This window comes from Allorhizobium pseudoryzae (assembly GCF_011046245.1).
Lineage (GTDB): Bacteria > Pseudomonadota > Alphaproteobacteria > Rhizobiales > Rhizobiaceae > Neorhizobium > Neorhizobium pseudoryzae.
In genome coordinates this window covers 859,706-874,831 of the sequence record NZ_CP049241.1, presented here as the reverse complement: position 1 = coordinate 874,831, position 15,126 = coordinate 859,706, and the positions used below count along the sequence as shown (strand labels likewise).

At 63.4% G+C, this 15,126-nt stretch carries 15 protein-coding genes; 5 read left to right on the top strand and 10 right to left on the bottom strand.

The genetic code is table 11. The features are described 5' to 3' along the window. Positions 1–17 precede the first annotated feature (17 nt). From G6N78_RS04295 to G6N78_RS04275, 5 genes are all read left to right on the top strand, one after another. On the top strand, positions 18–1,151 hold the full coding sequence (locus G6N78_RS04295) for a Gfo/Idh/MocA family protein (protein ID WP_165221265.1): 1,134 nt from the start codon (positions 18–20) through the stop codon (positions 1,149–1,151). Between the two features lie 72 nt (positions 1,152–1,223). Further along, positions 1,224–2,834, top strand: coding sequence for a glycoside hydrolase family 43 protein (locus G6N78_RS04290; RefSeq protein ID WP_165216028.1), 1,611 nt, complete (start codon positions 1,224–1,226; stop codon positions 2,832–2,834). A 71-nt stretch (positions 2,835–2,905) separates the two neighbouring features. Continuing rightward, on the top strand, positions 2,906–3,799 hold the full coding sequence (locus tag G6N78_RS04285) for a hypothetical protein (RefSeq protein WP_165216027.1): 894 nt from the start codon (positions 2,906–2,908) through the stop codon (positions 3,797–3,799). A gap of 86 nt (positions 3,800–3,885) precedes the next feature. Next, complete coding sequence (locus G6N78_RS04280; protein ID WP_165216025.1) at positions 3,886–4,128, top strand: type II toxin-antitoxin system Phd/YefM family antitoxin; 243 nt, start codon at positions 3,886–3,888, stop codon at positions 4,126–4,128. Further along, on the top strand, positions 4,128–4,553 hold the full coding sequence (locus G6N78_RS04275) for a type II toxin-antitoxin system VapC family toxin (protein WP_165216024.1): 426 nt from the start codon (positions 4,128–4,130) through the stop codon (positions 4,551–4,553). The genes G6N78_RS04280 and G6N78_RS04275 overlap by 1 nt, the downstream gene beginning before the upstream one ends. Before the next feature lie 156 nt (positions 4,554–4,709). On the opposite strand, the gene guaA is transcribed toward G6N78_RS04275, so the two are convergent. From guaA to G6N78_RS04225, 10 genes are all read right to left on the bottom strand, one after another. Then, positions 4,710–6,290, bottom strand: coding sequence for a glutamine-hydrolyzing GMP synthase (gene guaA, locus G6N78_RS04270; protein ID WP_165216023.1), 1,581 nt, complete (start codon positions 6,288–6,290; stop codon positions 4,710–4,712). A 40-nt stretch (positions 6,291–6,330) separates the two neighbouring features. After that, on the bottom strand, positions 6,331–6,969 hold the full coding sequence (locus G6N78_RS04265; RefSeq protein ID WP_165216022.1) for a 5'-methylthioadenosine/S-adenosylhomocysteine nucleosidase: 639 nt from the start codon (positions 6,967–6,969) through the stop codon (positions 6,331–6,333). Next, on the bottom strand, positions 6,966–7,415 hold the full coding sequence (locus G6N78_RS04260) for a PaaI family thioesterase (RefSeq protein WP_165216021.1): 450 nt from the start codon (positions 7,413–7,415) through the stop codon (positions 6,966–6,968). The genes G6N78_RS04265 and G6N78_RS04260 overlap by 4 nt, the downstream gene beginning before the upstream one ends. A gap of 72 nt (positions 7,416–7,487) precedes the next feature. Beyond that, complete coding sequence (locus G6N78_RS04255; RefSeq protein ID WP_165216020.1) at positions 7,488–7,940, bottom strand: TspO/MBR family protein; 453 nt, start codon at positions 7,938–7,940, stop codon at positions 7,488–7,490. Between the two features lie 41 nt (positions 7,941–7,981). Further along, on the bottom strand, positions 7,982–9,061 hold the full coding sequence (locus G6N78_RS04250) for a DUF1513 domain-containing protein (protein ID WP_165221262.1): 1,080 nt from the start codon (positions 9,059–9,061) through the stop codon (positions 7,982–7,984). Positions 9,062–9,070: 9 nt separating this feature from the next. Then, the gene (locus G6N78_RS04245) at positions 9,071–10,177 is read right to left on the bottom strand and encodes an imelysin family protein (RefSeq protein ID WP_165216019.1); all 1,107 of its coding nucleotides are present in this window, start codon (positions 10,175–10,177) and stop codon (positions 9,071–9,073) included. After that, a complete protein-coding gene (locus tag G6N78_RS04240; RefSeq protein WP_165216018.1) occupies positions 10,177–11,712 on the bottom strand; it encodes a di-heme oxidoreductase family protein in 1,536 nt (511 codons plus the stop codon). The genes G6N78_RS04245 and G6N78_RS04240 overlap by 1 nt, the downstream gene beginning before the upstream one ends. Before the next feature lie 47 nt (positions 11,713–11,759). Then, positions 11,760–13,034: an imelysin family protein gene (locus G6N78_RS04235; protein WP_165216017.1), complete on the bottom strand. Its 1,275-nt coding sequence runs from the start codon at positions 13,032–13,034 to the stop codon at positions 11,760–11,762. A 132-nt stretch (positions 13,035–13,166) separates the two neighbouring features. Continuing rightward, positions 13,167–14,447 carry an RsmB/NOP family class I SAM-dependent RNA methyltransferase gene (locus G6N78_RS04230; RefSeq protein ID WP_165216016.1) on the bottom strand — a complete coding sequence of 427 codons (1,281 nt, stop codon included), beginning with the start codon at positions 14,445–14,447 and terminating at the stop codon, positions 13,167–13,169. Between the two features lie 90 nt (positions 14,448–14,537). Further along, on the bottom strand, positions 14,538–14,900 hold the full coding sequence (locus tag G6N78_RS04225) for a septal ring lytic transglycosylase RlpA family protein (RefSeq protein ID WP_165216015.1): 363 nt from the start codon (positions 14,898–14,900) through the stop codon (positions 14,538–14,540). Between the last annotated feature and the right edge of the window lie 226 nt (positions 14,901–15,126).

Here is a 15,126-nt window from a genome sequence, read left to right as displayed (position 1 = left end):
TTTCTCCGGAGCGCCACATGGCCAAGGAACTTGGTGTCGGCATCATTGGATGCGGCAATATTTCAACGACTTATCTCTCGCTCGCGCCGATGTTCAAGGGGCTGAAAATGCTCGCCTGCGCGGACCTGAATCCCAATGCGACCCAGCTGAGGGCCGAGGAATACGGGGTGAAGGCGCAGAGCGTGGACGACCTTCTGAAGAACGACGACCTGGACGTCATCGTCAACCTCACCATTCCCGCCACGCACTTCTCCGTCTCCAAGGCGATTCTGGAGGCGGGCAAGCACGTCTATTCGGAAAAGCCGCTGGTTCTGTCCCTGGAAGAGGGTGAGGAACTGCGGTCGCTTGCCAAAGCGAAGAACCTCGCGATTGGCTGTGCGCCCGATACCTTCCTCGGCGGGGCGCACCAGCTGGCCCGCAAATATATCGACGAAGGCGGCATCGGCCGCATCACGTCGGGAACCTGCCACGTGATGAGCCCCGGCATGGAGATGTGGCACCCGAACCCCGGCTTCTTTTTCCTCGCCGGCGGCGGGCCGATCCTCGATCTCGGCCCCTATTACATCGCCAACCTGATCAACCTGATCGGGCCGGTGAAGCGTGTCGCGGCTTTGACCTCCATGGCGAACCCGACCCGCACCATCACCAGTCAGCCCCTGGCAGGAACGGTCATCCCCGTCGAGACGCCCACCAATATTCATGCACTGCTGGAATTCGCCAGCGGTGCAACGGTGACCCTGTCTGCAAGTTGGGATGTGTGGTCACATCGTCATAACAATATGGAACTATACGGCACCGAGGGATCTATTTTCGTTCCGGATCCAAATTTCTTTGGCGGAAAGGTTGAAGCTTCAGGTAAAAACAAGGATATTCAACCACTGGAGGAATGGGATCATCCGTTCGGCAAGGCTAACCAGGAAAGTCCGCAGGGCCCGCGCGCGAATTACCGCACGGCCGGCCTGGCGGACATGGCGATGGCCTTGCTTTCGGGTCGCGATCCGCGTTGTTCCCTTGAGCGGACCTTGCACGGCATCGACGTGATGACGAGCATTCTGAAATCCGGTCAGGACGGGTGCTTCGTGGACCTCGCCACGACCTGCACCCAACCGGCGGCGCTGGGTGTCGATGAGGCGCTTGCGCTGTTGCGTTGAGAGTGGGGAGCCGGTCGCGTCCTTCGGGAGAGGCGCGGCCGGCTTTTTTCATGCGAGCCGGAGGAGCACCCGATGATCAAGAACCCCATTCTGCCGGGATTCAACCCCGATCCATCCATCTGCCGTGTCGGCGAGGATTATTACATCGCGACCTCCACCTTCGAGTGGTATCCGGGCGTGCAGATCCATCATTCGCGCGATCTGGTGAACTGGACCTTGGTGCGCCGCCCGCTGGAGCGCAAAAGCCAGCTCGACATGCGCGGCAACCCGGACAGCTGCGGCATCTGGGCGCCGTGCCTCTCTTATGCGGACGGGCAGTTCTGGCTGGTCTATACCGACGTGAAGCGCTTCGACGGCAACTTCAAGGATGCGCACAACTATATCGTCACGGCGGGAAGCATCGAGGCGGACTGGTCGGAACCGGTGTATGTCAATTCCTCCGGTTTCGATCCCTCGCTGTTTCACGATGACGACGGGCGAAAATGGTTTCTCAACATGCAGTGGAACCACCGCACGGAGAGCTTTGGCGGTACGCCGAAACATCCGGCCTTCGATGGCATCCTGCTGCAGGAATGGGATGCGGAGACGCGTGAGTTGAAGGGGCCGGTGCGCAACATCTTTGCCGGAAGCCCGCTCGGGCTGGTGGAAGGGCCGCATCTCTTCAAGCGCAATGGCTGGTATTACCTGACGACGGCCGAAGGCGGCACGGGCTATGACCACGCGGTGACCATGGCCCGCTCGCGGCGGATCGAGGGACCCTACGAGATGCATCCCGACCGGCATCTGATTACGTCGAAGGATGCGCACGACGCCGTGTTGCAGCGGGCCGGCCACGGACAATATGTCGAAACGCCGGAGGGCGAGGCCTATCACACGCATCTCTGCGGCCGACCGCTGCCGCCGCATCGCCGATGCACGCTCGGTCGCGAAACGGCGCTGCAGAAATGCGAATGGCGGGAAGACGACTGGCTTTATCTGGCCGGCGGCGGCGTCGTGCCGTCAGTGGACGTGGCTGCACCGACCGATGCCATGCCGGAGGGAAAGCCGGCGCGGGTGATCTATAACTTCGACAGCAAGCTTCTGCCGCAGGATTTCCAGTGGCTGCGCACGCCGGAACCGGAACGGATCTTCTCGCTGACGGACCGGGCAGGGCATTTGCGGCTGCATGGCCGCGAAAGCCTTGGTTCCTGGTTCGAGCAGGCCCTGGTGGCGCGCCGGCAGGAACACCACTCTTTTCGCGCCGAGACGGTGGTTGAGTTCGCGCCGGAGACCTATCAGCAGGCCGCGGGGCTGACGCATTATTACAACCGGCACAAGTTCCATGCGCTGGTGGTGACGATGCACGAGAAACTGGGCCGCGTGGTGACGATCTTCTCCTGCCCCGGCGATTTTCCGCATGGGCGCATGGCGTTTCCGGTCGAAAGCGGCGTGTCGATCCCCGATGGTCCGGTGCATCTCGCCGCGGAGGTGCGGGACAACGACCTGCAATTCTTCTGGCGCAGCGAGGGCAGTCACGACTGGCAGCCGATCGGTCCGGTGCTGGATGCCGGGGTCATCTCGGACGAGGGCGGGCGGGGTGAGCACGGCTCCTTCACCGGTGCCTTCATCGGCCTGCTGGCCTTCGACATCACCGGGCGGGCAAGACCTGCCGATTTCGACCATTTCGTCTACCAAGCGCTGTGATACGCCCGCATTGCCAAGTATTGGGCGCGGCGATATAGCCTGCCGCTCAAGACGGGCGGCGGGGTGAAGGCATGAGCGACAGCGGCAAGAAACATCTCGTGGCCGTTCGGGCCGGCGACACCTCGTTGCATGCCGCCTGGCTTGATCGCCCCTATGCCGAGCGATCCTTCGACTGCCTGGTGAGCTATTATTCGCAAGCCGCCTTCGAACGGCATCGCCCGGAAGAGGGCGTCTTTGCCGTTCTGGTCAAGGGTGGCAAATGGGATGGGCTCTACAGGAGCTTTCAGCAACTGGCACTCGATCTCGACGCCTATGATTATGTCTGGCTGCCGGATGATGACATTGCCACGACCGGCGCGGCGATCGAGCAGATCTTCGCGCTGTCACGTCGCTACGAACTGGCGCTCAGCCAGCCGGCGCTGACGCAAGGCAGCTATTACAGCTATTTTCCGCTGCTGCAGTGCCGTGCCTTTCGCCTGCGTTACACCAATCTGGTGGAAATCATGGTGCCCTGCCTGAACCGCGCGATGCTGAAGCGGGCGCTGCCGCTGTTTGAGAATACCATGACCGGCTTCGGCCTCGATTATGTCTGGTGCCGCTGGCCGGAGAGTGGCCCCTATCGTTCGGCGATCCTGGATGCGGTGGCGGTTCATCACACCCGTCCGGTCGGCAAGCACCTGAAATCCGTCGTTGCGGGACATGGCCGCGATGAGGAGGCGGAACTGCAGGCGCGCTTTCAGATTGCCTCGCGCACCATCCCGATCAGTTATGCGGGCGTGACGGCGGATGGCGCCCGCATCGATGGCCGTTACCGGATGGCGCTCAGCATGCTGCGCTCCTGGTTTGGCGATATCGGCGGCTTTCAGGATCCGAAGCTGGCCCGCAAACAGGCGCTGCAGACCTTCCGTCGGCAATTCGTCAAGCCGCTCGACCTCTCGCCGCTGGACCCGCCGCGGGCCGGTTGATCCAGGTGAAGAGGCAAACCGGCAAGCCCAGCTGGAATCTATCCGCTTGATCGGCTATATGACTATTACATGGTCAGGAGCGTGACATGCCTTCGATCAATCTCGCAGATGCCAAAGCCCATCTCAGCGAACTGATCGACCGGGTCGAAGCGGGCGACTCGATCGATATCACCCGCCACGGCAAGCCGGTAGCACGCCTGACCGCGGTGGAGAGGCCGCGCAAGCCGATTGATGCGGCACTGCTTCAATCGCTGACGGCGACGATGACTCCCCCGTCCCAGACTGCAGCCGATCTCGTGCGGTCGATGCGGGATGGCGATCGCTCCTGATGTTTTATCTCGACACGTCGCTGATCGTTGCGGCGCCCTCCAACGAAGCGCTGACGCCGCACATCCAGGGCTGGCTCGCGGAGCAGGACCTGGCGCGGCTCTCGATCAGCGACTGGACAGTCACCGAGATGTCGTCTGCCTTGGCGATCAAGCTGCGGACCGGACAGATCACCCTTGAGCAACGCGCTGCAATACTGGCCATGTTCAACATGCTGGTTGCCGAAAGTTTCACAGTCTTGCCCGTGACAGTCGGTCAGTTCAGGGCAGCGGCAAGGTTCGCTGATCACCATGTGCTTGGCTTGCGGGCGGGAGACGCGCTGCATCTCGCCATCGCGGCCGAGCATGGCGCGACCGTGTATACGCTCGACCAGCGGCTGGCGGAGGCCGGTCCAGCACTGGGTATCCCCGCGCAGTTGCTCGCCTGATCCGGACCGTCTCCAGCCTGGCCCGCCCGCTCGGGAGCGCCAAGACCGTTGACGGGTCTGGCGACGAGAGCGACGCGATCATGACGGATCAATCGCGACGTCACGACCGTTGAAACGAAGACACCATGTCCGAGATCCTCAGACAGGATGCTCCGCTTATTCCCACTCGATCGTACCGGGCGGTTTGGATGTGATGTCGTAGGTCACGCGGTTGATGCCTTCGACCTCGTTGATGATGCGGGTTGCCGTTTCGCCCAGGAAGTCGTGGGTGAAGGGGTAATAGTCCGCAGTCATGCCATCGACGGAGGTGACGGCGCGGAGCGCGCAGGCGTAGTCGTAGGTGCGGCCATCGCCCATCACGCCGACGGTGCGCACGGGAAGGATCGCGACGAAGGCCTGCCAGATCTCGTCGTAAAGACCGTGCTTGCGGATCTGGTCGATATAGACGGCGTCCGCCTTGCGCAGGATCTCGAGCTTGGCGCGGGTGATTTCGCCCGGGCACCGGATCGCAAGGCCGGGGCCGGGGAAGGGGTGGCGGCCGATGAACTTGTCCGGCAAACCGAGTTCGCGGCCAAGCGCGCGCACTTCGTCCTTGAAGAGTTCACGCAAGGGCTCGACCAGCTTCAGGCCCATCTTTTCCGGCAGGCCGCCGACATTGTGGTGGCTCTTGATGGTGACGGACGGACCGCCCGAGAAGGAGACGCTTTCGATCACGTCCGGATAAAGCGTGCCCTGCGCCAAAAATTCGGCGCCGTCGATCGAGTTGGCGTGCTTCTGGAACACGTCGATGAAGAGCTTGCCGATGGTCTTGCGCTTGACTTCCGGGTCGGTCACGCCTTCCAGCGCGCCGAGGAACAGCTCCTGCTCGTCGGCATGGATCAGCGGGATGTTGTAATGGTCGCGGAACATGGTGACGACCTCTTCGGCCTCACCCTGGCGCAGAAGGCCGTGATCGACGAAGACGCAGGTGAGCTGCTCGCCGATCGCCTCGTGGATGAGGACGGCGGCCACCGAGCTGTCGACGCCGCCGGAGAGACCGCAGATCACGCGCTTGTCGCCCACCTGGGCGCGGATCTTGGCGATCGCCTCGGCGCGGTAGGCGCCCATCGTCCAGTCGCCCTTGAAACCCGCCAGCTTGACGAAGTTTTCGTAGAGCGTCTTGCCGTTCGGCGTGTGGTGGACTTCCGGGTGGAACTGCACGGCGTAGAAGTGACGCTTCGGATCGGCAGTGATGGCAAAGGGTGCATTGGGCGACGTGCCGTAGACCTCAAAGCCCGGCGCAATGCGGCTCACATGGTCGCCATGGCTCATCCAGACCTGCTCGCGGCCTTGCCCGAACCAGCCGGCGAGGAAGGGATCGGTCTCATCAACCGGCGTCACATAGGCGCGACCGAATTCTGCCGTACCGCCACCGCCGGAAATCTTGCCGCCGTCCACCTGTCCGCCGAGATCCTGCATCATCACCTGCTGGCCGTAGCAGATACCGAGCACCGGAACGCCGAGCCCATAGACCGATTGCGGCGGGCGAGGCGAGCCTTCGCGCGTCACCGAATCCGGACCGCCGGAGAAGATCACGGCCTTCGGTTTGAACGATGCCAGGAAGTCGTCCGTGACGTTCTGGTAGGGGTGGATTTCGCAATAGACGTTCAATTCGCGCAGGCGCCGCGCAATCAGCTGCGTCACCTGGGAGCCGAAATCGATGATGAGGAGGCGGTCGTGATGGGCGATCTGGGTCATGGCGAGCCTTTAATGAAGAATGCTCGTTTTGGCAACTGCGTCAGATCCGCAAATCGCCGGATTGCAGCGCCTGCGTCAAGCGATCGACGGCGTCTGCCAGCTTCTCGTCGATGACGTGCAGATATTCGGTCCAGTCGGAGACATGGCGAAGCTCCGCCTTGCCGTCCGAGATGCCGCGAAGGCCGATCAGCGGCACGCCAAAACTCTGGCAGGCGCGGAGCGCCGCAAAGGTTTCCATCTCCACGAGATCCGCATCGATCGCGTCATAGGCATCGCCCGAGACGATGTTGGCGCCGGTCGAAAGACGCGCCTCCGGCACACCGGGGATGCGATAGGGCAGTGGGATCGTCGCCGGGTGATCGAGGAAGGGCGTGCGGCCCTTCTCGAAACCGAGCGGCGAGGCATCCATATCGCGGTAGGAGACCGACGTGATCTGGTAGACCTCTGTCTGTTCGAGTATGCGCGAGCCGGCGGAACCGAGGCAGACGACGAGATCGGGCAGCGCACCGTCAAGCGCCAGATGCGAGAGCGTCCGCGTCAGGGAAATCGCCGCCTCGACCGGGCCGACGCCGGTCATTAGCGGCGAAAACCGAGCCTTCAGATGCGGGCCATATTCGGCATCGACCGCCATGACGAAGAGCAGGCGTTTGTTCGCCACGGACTTCAGGTCGAAGCTCATCCGGTGACATCCTGTCTGCCGCGGATCACCATCATGCTGCCGGTCATCGAGGCAATCAGCTTGGCGGGGCCGTCGCTTAACGCATAGGCGCGGCCATCGGCGACGATGATGGTGGAGCCGGGTTTGGTGATCTCGCCGCGAAACAGAAACCGTTCGCCGCGGCCCGGCGACAAAAGGTTGATCTTGAACTCGATGGTGAGGATGGAGGCCTCCGGCTCGATCACCGTATAGGCGGCGTAACCGCAGGCGGAATCGAGCGCGGCGGCAATTACGCCGGCATGCAGGAAACCGTGCTGCTGGGTGAGCTTGGCATCGAAGGGCATTTCGATCTCGATCATCGCCTGCTCGACGCGCGTCAGCTCCGCGCCGATGGTGCGCATGGCCTCCTGCCTCTCGAAACTGCGCTTCACCCGTTCGCGGAAATCGCCCGCATCAATTCCGTCCATGCCTGCCACCCTTTTGCAGATGCGAAACTGGCATGCCGGACGCTCACCCGCAAGCCTCGCATCGGCTCATGGCTAATTGAGCAGGAAGAGCGACAGGTTGAGGAGGGACGCGAACCCCACCCAGGCGAGATAGGGCAGGAACAGGATGGCGCTCAGCCGGTCCGGATTCCAGCTCATGCGGATGAAGGCGATGATCGACAACAGCAGCGGCAGGATCACGGCAAGGCCGAGCGCGGTGCTCTCGGCGCCGAAGAAGGCAGGGGTCCAGAGGAAGTTCAGCGCCATCTGCCCGAACCACATCTGCATGCAGGCCGAGGCCGGTGCCGCAAGCCAGGTGCGGGCGCCGGCAATACCGATCAGCACGTAGAGCGCCGTCCAGACCGGGCCGAAAATCCAGTTGGGCGGGTTGAAGGGCGGTTTGGCAAGCGACTGGTACCACTCGCCCGGGACATTGGCGACGCCGATGAGCGCGCCGAGCCCGGTGACGAGCGCGATGAACAGCAGGTGGATCAGGATCTTTTTCATGGCTCAGATCTAGGGCGTGGCCGGCCCCTCCGCCAGAGGCATCAGCCGATGCGGATGAGATGCTGGTCCCAGGCGAGATTGGAGCGGGTGCGGCAGAGTTCGCCCGTGTAGGAGGAGACGGCGATGCCTTCCGGTGCGGGGGCCACGCCCGCCGCATCCCGGATCACCTGTTCGGCGAGAACGCGCCCGTTGCGCGCATCGATGATGACGGCCGCGCCGCCGACCGGCGAGGTAAGGCCGACGAGGTTTTCCCCGCGATTGACGGCGATGGCGCCGACATAATTGGCGAGCAGCTCCGTCGTCTGCTGCGGCAGTTGCAGGAAGGTCAGGTCTTCGCCGGGGGCGAAATGGCCGGCCAGCGGCGGCAGGTCGTTGCGCGGTCCCTCATACTGGCAGGCAAACCAGATGCGGCCCTTCGCATCGATGTCCAGATGGCGGGTGGAAAGTCGGCTGAGGCGTGCCGGCAGCGTGTGCCGCTGGACAAGCGTGCCGGTGGCGGCCTCGAGGATGACGAGCGTCGGCTCCATGCGGTCGAGATTGAGCTTGGTGCGGCCGAAATCCGGATGCGTCTCGATGCCGCCATTGGCGATCACGAGAAGCTTGCCTTCATCGGAGACGGTCATGTCATGCGTACCGATGCCGTGTGCGTCGAACTCGCCGATCCGCCGGAAACCGTCCGTCGCGTCATAGAGGCCGATCATGCCGCGGTTGCCATCGAAATCATTCTCGCTGGCGTAGAGAATGCGGCCATCCGGCGAAAAATGCCCGTGGCCGTAGAAGTGTCGGTCCTCCGGCGCATGGATGACCACCGGTTCTGCCCGGCCCGAAGGATCGAAGATCATCGCGAAGGTGCCCGGCCGCCTGGCAAAGGCGACGGCGCGGCCCGTGGCCTTGCAATAGGAAAGCCCGTGCGCGCGGGCCGGAAGCGTGATCCGGTCGATCACCTCGCCACGGACGCTGACGGTGGCAATCCCATAGGTGCCGTCGGGCGCCCGAAAGCCGGAGGCGAAGACGGCTTCGGCCTGCTGGAGCGCGAAAAGCTGGTGTGGCAGCAGCGACCCCAGGAAGCCGATGCCGGCGGCCCGGGAAAAACTTCGTCTGTCGATCAGGCCGCTTCTCATCGCCACGGCTCAGTCACCATCGGAGAAGGAGAAGCCGGCGCCGAGCCCCAACCCGCCGCCCAGATCGTCGTTGAGCCGCAGGATCAGGTCGCGGGTGTTGAGCAGCAGAAAGTCCAGCTTCTGGCGCTCAGCCTCGGTGCTGACGGCCATCTCCACATTCGGCTCCATATTCTGCGAGACCCTGATCAGGGATTTCAGCACGAAATCGATCGACGAGACAATAGAGCGCTGATCGTCGTTCAGCAGGTCACGGATCGCGGAGCGGTCGATGAGCGCCTGCACGCCCATCAGATTGCCGGTCAGCATGCGGAAGGTCAGCCCGGAGCGCCAGAACAGCGCCTGCTTGGCAAAGGTGTTGTTGTCCTCGCCCTTGTAGAAGCTTTCGATCCGCTGGTCGCGCAGCGCTTCCGCCGAATGGACGAGGATGCCGAGCACGCCGGTCACCGCCTCGTTCTGGTCGCGGTAGGCGGCGCTGTCCGGTCCAGGGTTCTTCCAGTCCTTCTGGATGCCTTGCGGGTCATCCCAGATCTGTGAGAGTTCGGTGGCTACCCGCTGCACGCTGCCGGCAACCGCGAGGCCGTAGCGGCAGCGGAAACTGTCCGGCTTTGCCAGCAATTCTTCCGAACCAGTGCCGTAGAGCACGAATTCAAGCGCTCCGAGCCCCTGCATGGCAACGCTTTTGTCCCGCAGGCTGACGGGCGAGGTGGCGCTCTCATCCGGATTGGCGAGCAGCGCCTGCACCTGGCGAAGGCCGGTGCCCTTGCGGTCCGGATAAAACAGGATGCGTTCGAAACGGTTCTCCTCGATCACCGGCCCGACCCGCACCACCTCGATACGGGCCCAGTCGATGGCGGTCGCCTCAAAGGCGGCGCGTGCCGCCGCAAGCGTGTCATCCGAGGGCTTGGAGCAGAGCTCCATCATCGCATTGGTCAGCCGGCTGCTGGAGGTCGAGAGCGTGCGGTAGCCGGGGCGGATGAAATCATCCACCACATGCGCCATCAGCGTCTTCGTTTCTTCCAGGGTGATAGGCTTTGGCGGCGCAAGGTTGGCGTCCTGGCCGAAGGCGCCGGTGGCAGACAGGGCCGAGAGGGCGAGGGCGGAGATGAGCTTGCGCATCAAAGGGACTCCAGAAACGATATGAGCGCGGCGCGATCCTGTGCGGAGAGGCCAGCAAAGGCATCCCGGGCTGCCTGCGCTTCGCCGCCGTGCCACAGAATGGCTTCGGTGAGGTTGCGTGCGCGCCCGTCATGCAGGAAGAAGGTGTGACCATTGACGGTCTCGGTCAGTCCTATACCCCAGAGCGGCTGCGTGCGCCACTCGCGTCCGGTTGCGACACCGACCGGCTTTCCATCGGCGAGGCCTTCGCCCATGTCGTGCAGCAGAAAGTCCGAATAGGGCCAGATCAGCTGGAAGGCCTGGGCGGGATTGTCCGCATCGCGGCGGGTGACGAATTTCGGCACGTGGCAGCTGGCACAGCCGATCGCATAGAAGACCTGTTTGCCGGCGAGCATATCCGGCGCCTCGACGCTCCGGCGCATCGGCACCGCCAGGTTCTTCGAGTAGAAGGTCACGAGATCCATCACCGGATCGGGCGCCTCACTGTCGCCGAGCCGTGCCTGCACGCCGGTTGGCAGTGCAAGACAGGCAGTCTCCGCCATCGTGCAGTCGCCGAACGGGTTCGGCCGGTCAGGGGTGGAAAGCCCCATGTCGCCGGAAAAGGCGGCGGCGACCTGATCGCGTACGCTGGCGGTCTGCGCCTTGAAACCGAAACGCCCGAGCGCAAGGGCGCCGGTGCGGTGATCGCGGGTGATGGCGGCTTTGCCCGAAATGCCATCGCCATTGCGGTCGTCCGGATCGGCATGGGCGAGGATATCAGCCTCGGGGATCGCCTCGATCAGCCCCATGCCGAGCATCGGCGGGGCGATGCGCGGCGACAGCGTGGTGTCGGACCCAAGCGGGCCATAGGCAAGCTCCGCCACGGAATAGGTGGGCTTGCGCAGCGAGACAGTGGTGCCGTCCGCCAACCTCACCGGAACTTCCGTATAGGCGATCTCCATCTCGCCTTCCGCCGCAAGGCCGGGAACGGCAAGATCCTGCAGTTGCTCGCCATAGGTGGCGTCGGGAAAGGTCAGCACCTCGTGGCGGGCAAGGCGTGCCTCTTCCTCCGGCGTGCGTGCGGGCCGCGCCAGGCGCAGGAACATCGATGTGCGGTCGTTTGCCCCTTCCGGCGGATGGCCGCGGCCGTCCTTCACATGGCAGCTCTGGCAGGCGCGGGCATTGTAAAGGGGCCCCAGCCCGTCGGAGGCCTGGGTGGAGGAGGGGGCCGCGACCCAGAGTTTGGTGAAGAGCGCATTGCCGAGCTTGAACTGCTCTTCTTCGGCAAAGCTAATATTGGCGGAAAAATGCGAGAACGCGTCGCCGTTGACGAGCGCCGTCGAGGTGGCGGCACCCCCTGGCATCGCCTCGAAGTCTTCCGGCTTGGAAAAATCAGTGGTGGGCCGTGTGACGGCGGCGACCCGCGCCATGTCCTTGACGGACAGATCGGTGCGGGTTTTGGGAAACAGGCCGGCTTCATCGGCAAGTGCGGGAAGAAGCAGGCACGCACCGGCTGTCGCCGAGAGCAAGAGAGTGCGGACCTGAGACTGGCGCATGAGACTATCAGGCCGCCCGCGAACGGGGGCGGCCTGCTCCAAGCTGATTATTGGAAAACGGCGTTCGGATTGTCGAGGCTGTCGGAGCCTTCGAGCTTGATCGCGCCGAGATCGAGCTTGGCGATGATGCGCTCCACCGTCTTCGTCTGGTCGATCAGGCCGTCGATGGCAGCCTGGACAACGGCATTGCCTGCCGCATTGCCTTCACCGATCATCTGGTCATAGGCTTCGACCTTCTTGCCGCGGTCGGCCATGGCGTTCATGGCGGCCAGCGTCTTGTCGAGCTTGGCCGTCATTTCCTGGTCCAGCGCCGGATCCTTCTCCTTGACGAGTTCGGAGAGCGACGGCCCGGCCATCTTGGTGCCGTCGACGCGGGTATAGGTGCCGTTATAGGCCGATGCGATGCCGATCGCATCGTTCAGATGCGAGGCATAGGTATTGTCGGAGAAGCAATCGTGCTCTTCTTCCGGATCATGCAGCAAGAGGCCGAGCTTCATGCGCTCGCCGGCCAGTTCCCCGTAGGAAAGAGACCCCATGCCGGTGAGGATGGCGGTGATGCCGGCCTTCGGATCGGCGGTCACCGCCTTCGTCGCTTCGCCATCCGGTGCCCAGGCCACCACCATGTCCTGAAGGTCCTGCACCAGGAGCGTGGAGGCGGATTTGAGATAATCGGCGCGGCGGTCGCAATTGCCATGGGTGCAATTGGCCTTGTCGTAATCGGTGTAGGGGCGCTCACCGGCGCCGGGACCCGTCCCGTGCAGGTCCTGGCCCCAGAGCAGGAATTCGATCGCGTGATAACCGGTGGCGACATTGGCCTCCACTTCGCCGGCCTCGTGCAGGCTGCGGATGAACTCCGGCGTGATCTTGGAAGCGTCGATCTCCTCGCCGTTGATCGACAGCTTCTTGTTGGCGATCACGTTGGCGGTGTAGTAGGCGTTGCTGTCGCTTTCGGTACCATAGGCGGCATCGACGTAGTCGATCAGGCCTTCATCCAGCGGCCAGGCATTCACCTTGCCTTCCCACTCATCGACGATCGGGTTGCCGAAACGGTAGACTTCCGACTGCTGGTAGGGAATGCGCGCCGCAATCCAGGCCTGGCGGGCGGCTGCAAGCGTCTCCTGTGACGGCTTGGCGATCAGCGCGTCGATGGCCGTGTCGAGTGCCTTGGCCGTGGTCAGAGCATCCTCGAATTTGGCATGCCCCAGGTCTGCGTAATGCGTCAGCACCGCGGCCGGTTCTGCCGCGAGGGCCGGGGTGACGACGAAAGCGGCGGATGCGGCGAGCAAGCCGAAGCTCGCGTTCAAAATCGTTCTACGGATCATATTCTCTCCTGCAGCAGCGTGAGGCCGTTCGCGCTGTCATCGCGCATACGGATACTGGTGTCAAATAATCTAGTTTAGAACGGTTTGAAGCGCGTCCCGCAACCTGACGATCGTCAAGCCGCAGGACCGGTTTCAGGCGTTCCGCTTCAGCTTGCAGAAGAAGAAGCCATCCGTATCCGTCGAGCCGGGAGTCAGCGTCAGGCTGGTACCGTCGGTCGAATAGGGTCTTGCCGCATCGGCGCCGAACAGTGATGTCCAGGTGCTGAGGCTGTCGACGGGGGAAAATTCCGAATTCTCGGCACAGAAGCGTTCGATCTGGCCGCCGTTTTCCTGCGGCAGGATGGAGCAGGTGATATAGACGAGATGCCCGCCCGGCTTCACATAACGGGAGGCGGACGACAGCGCGTCGCGCTGCTGGTCGAGGCGTTCCTCGATGTTCTTCTCGGTGAGGCGCCACTTCGTGTCGGGGCGGCGGCGCCAGGTGCCGGTGCCGGTGCAGGGCGCATCGACCAGCACCGTATCCAGCTTGCCCTCCAGAGCGGCGAGGTCCCGCGCATTGTCATGGACCTGGACGTTGCGGGTCCCGGCGCGGCGCAGCCGTTCGATGATCGGCGCCAACCGTTTCCGGTCGGCGTCATAGGCATGCACCTGGCCCTTATTGTTCATCGCGGCAGAGAGCGCGAGCGTCTTGCCGCCGCCGCCGGCACAGTAGTCGAGAACCTGCTGGCCTTCAGCCGGCTGCACCAGATCGGCGACGATCTGCGAGCCTTCGTCCTGCACCTCGAACCAGCCCTTCTGGAAGGAGAGTTCCGCCGTGACATTCGGCAGGCGCGAGGCGCCTTCGCCGGCGGGAATGCGCACGCCGAACCGGGCAAGCCGTGTGGCGACAGCGCCGGAGCGGTCGAGCGCCTTCACCACCTTGTCGCGCGTGGCCTTCAGCGTGTTGGCCCGCAGGTCCAGCGTCGGGCGGCCGGCCATGGCCACGGCCTCGGAGAGCCAGCGGTCACCAAAGGCCGCTTCGAAGGAACCGACCAGCCAGTCCGGAATGTCGCCCTGCACATGCGGCGGGGCATCGGAGAGATCCCGGGCGGCAAGCGGTGCAAGGTCCGGCGCTTCTGGCGCGAATTTGTCATCGGCCAGTTCTGCGGCCAGCGTTTCGGGCGTAAAACCCCATTGGCGCAGGAGGACGGCATAAACGAGGGCCGTTTCGCTGTCATTGTCCATCAGCCAGGCATGCGAGAGGCGCATGCGCAGCGCGTCATAGACGATGTTGCCGATCGCGGCGCGGTCGCCGGAGCCGGCAAAGCGGTGGGCAAGGCCCCAGTCCTTCAGCGCATCGGCGACGGGACGCCTGCGCACCTCGATATCTGCCAGCACCTCGATGGCAGCCGCCATCCGTCCGCCCAGTCGCATCGTCAATCTCCTTGCTTGTCAGGCGGCGTGTATCCGCCTTCCGCCGCAAGGGCAAGGCTGTTCGGGTTTCGCCGGGCGATCGTGCCCGCCTCAGCCAATCACCTCGTAACAGACCTGCGCCGTGCCGGAGGCGACCATGCCGATGTTCTGCGCTGCGGCCTTCGACAGATCCAGGACGCGTCCGCGGATGAAGGGACCGCGATCGTTGATGCGGACGACGACGCTCTTGCCGTTGCGCTTGTTGGTGACCTTCAACTTCGTGCCGAAGCCGAGCGACTTGTGCGCGGCCGTCAGCTTGGACGGGTTCATCCGTTCGCCGGACGCTGTCTTCGAGGTCAGTGCATACCAGGAGGCGTGACCACAACCTGGCGCGGCATTGGCGGGAGCGGTTCCCAAAAAAGAAATGGATGCGATGGCAACCGCGGCGAAGAGTGTGCGTTGTGTGAACTTCAAATCCTGTTGTCCCCTGTGGTGAGCCCAAAAATGCGTGTGCGGCGGGCTAAGGCAGGGGCAAAAAAGGCAGAAACGTGGACTCTGCAATCACGCAATGTTTCAGACTGTAAGATTCGTGATGAAAAGCCGGCTAATGATCGGCGGCGATGCAAGTGGAAAAAGTTTAGGAAAAACAGACCGGAATTGGAATATCCTTCCCGGTGAATCGCGCCGGGATTCGCGCTCA

Excerpts from the sequence above, each read along its gene's own strand:
- G6N78_RS04295 (WP_165221265.1), top strand. The coding sequence starts at position 18 with ATGGCCAAGGAACTTGGTGTCGGCATCATTGGATGCGGCAATATTTCA.
- G6N78_RS04290 (WP_165216028.1), top strand. The coding sequence starts at position 1,224 with ATGATCAAGAACCCCATTCTGCCGGGATTCAACCCCGATCCATCCATC.
- G6N78_RS04285 (WP_165216027.1), top strand. The coding sequence starts at position 2,906 with ATGAGCGACAGCGGCAAGAAACATCTCGTGGCCGTTCGGGCCGGCGAC.
- G6N78_RS04280 (WP_165216025.1), top strand. The coding sequence starts at position 3,886 with ATGCCTTCGATCAATCTCGCAGATGCCAAAGCCCATCTCAGCGAACTG.
- G6N78_RS04275 (WP_165216024.1), top strand. The coding sequence starts at position 4,128 with ATGTTTTATCTCGACACGTCGCTGATCGTTGCGGCGCCCTCCAACGAA.
- guaA (WP_165216023.1), bottom strand. The coding sequence starts at position 6,290 with ATGACCCAGATCGCCCATCACGACCGCCTCCTCATCATCGATTTCGGC.
- G6N78_RS04265 (WP_165216022.1), bottom strand. The coding sequence starts at position 6,969 with ATGAGCTTCGACCTGAAGTCCGTGGCGAACAAACGCCTGCTCTTCGTC.
- G6N78_RS04260 (WP_165216021.1), bottom strand. The coding sequence starts at position 7,415 with ATGGACGGAATTGATGCGGGCGATTTCCGCGAACGGGTGAAGCGCAGT.
- G6N78_RS04255 (WP_165216020.1), bottom strand. The coding sequence starts at position 7,940 with ATGAAAAAGATCCTGATCCACCTGCTGTTCATCGCGCTCGTCACCGGG.
- G6N78_RS04250 (WP_165221262.1), bottom strand. The coding sequence starts at position 9,061 with ATGAGAAGCGGCCTGATCGACAGACGAAGTTTTTCCCGGGCCGCCGGC.
- G6N78_RS04245 (WP_165216019.1), bottom strand. The coding sequence starts at position 10,177 with ATGCGCAAGCTCATCTCCGCCCTCGCCCTCTCGGCCCTGTCTGCCACC.
- G6N78_RS04240 (WP_165216018.1), bottom strand. The coding sequence starts at position 11,712 with ATGCGCCAGTCTCAGGTCCGCACTCTCTTGCTCTCGGCGACAGCCGGT.
- G6N78_RS04235 (WP_165216017.1), bottom strand. The coding sequence starts at position 13,034 with ATGATCCGTAGAACGATTTTGAACGCGAGCTTCGGCTTGCTCGCCGCA.
- G6N78_RS04230 (WP_165216016.1), bottom strand. The coding sequence starts at position 14,447 with ATGCGACTGGGCGGACGGATGGCGGCTGCCATCGAGGTGCTGGCAGAT.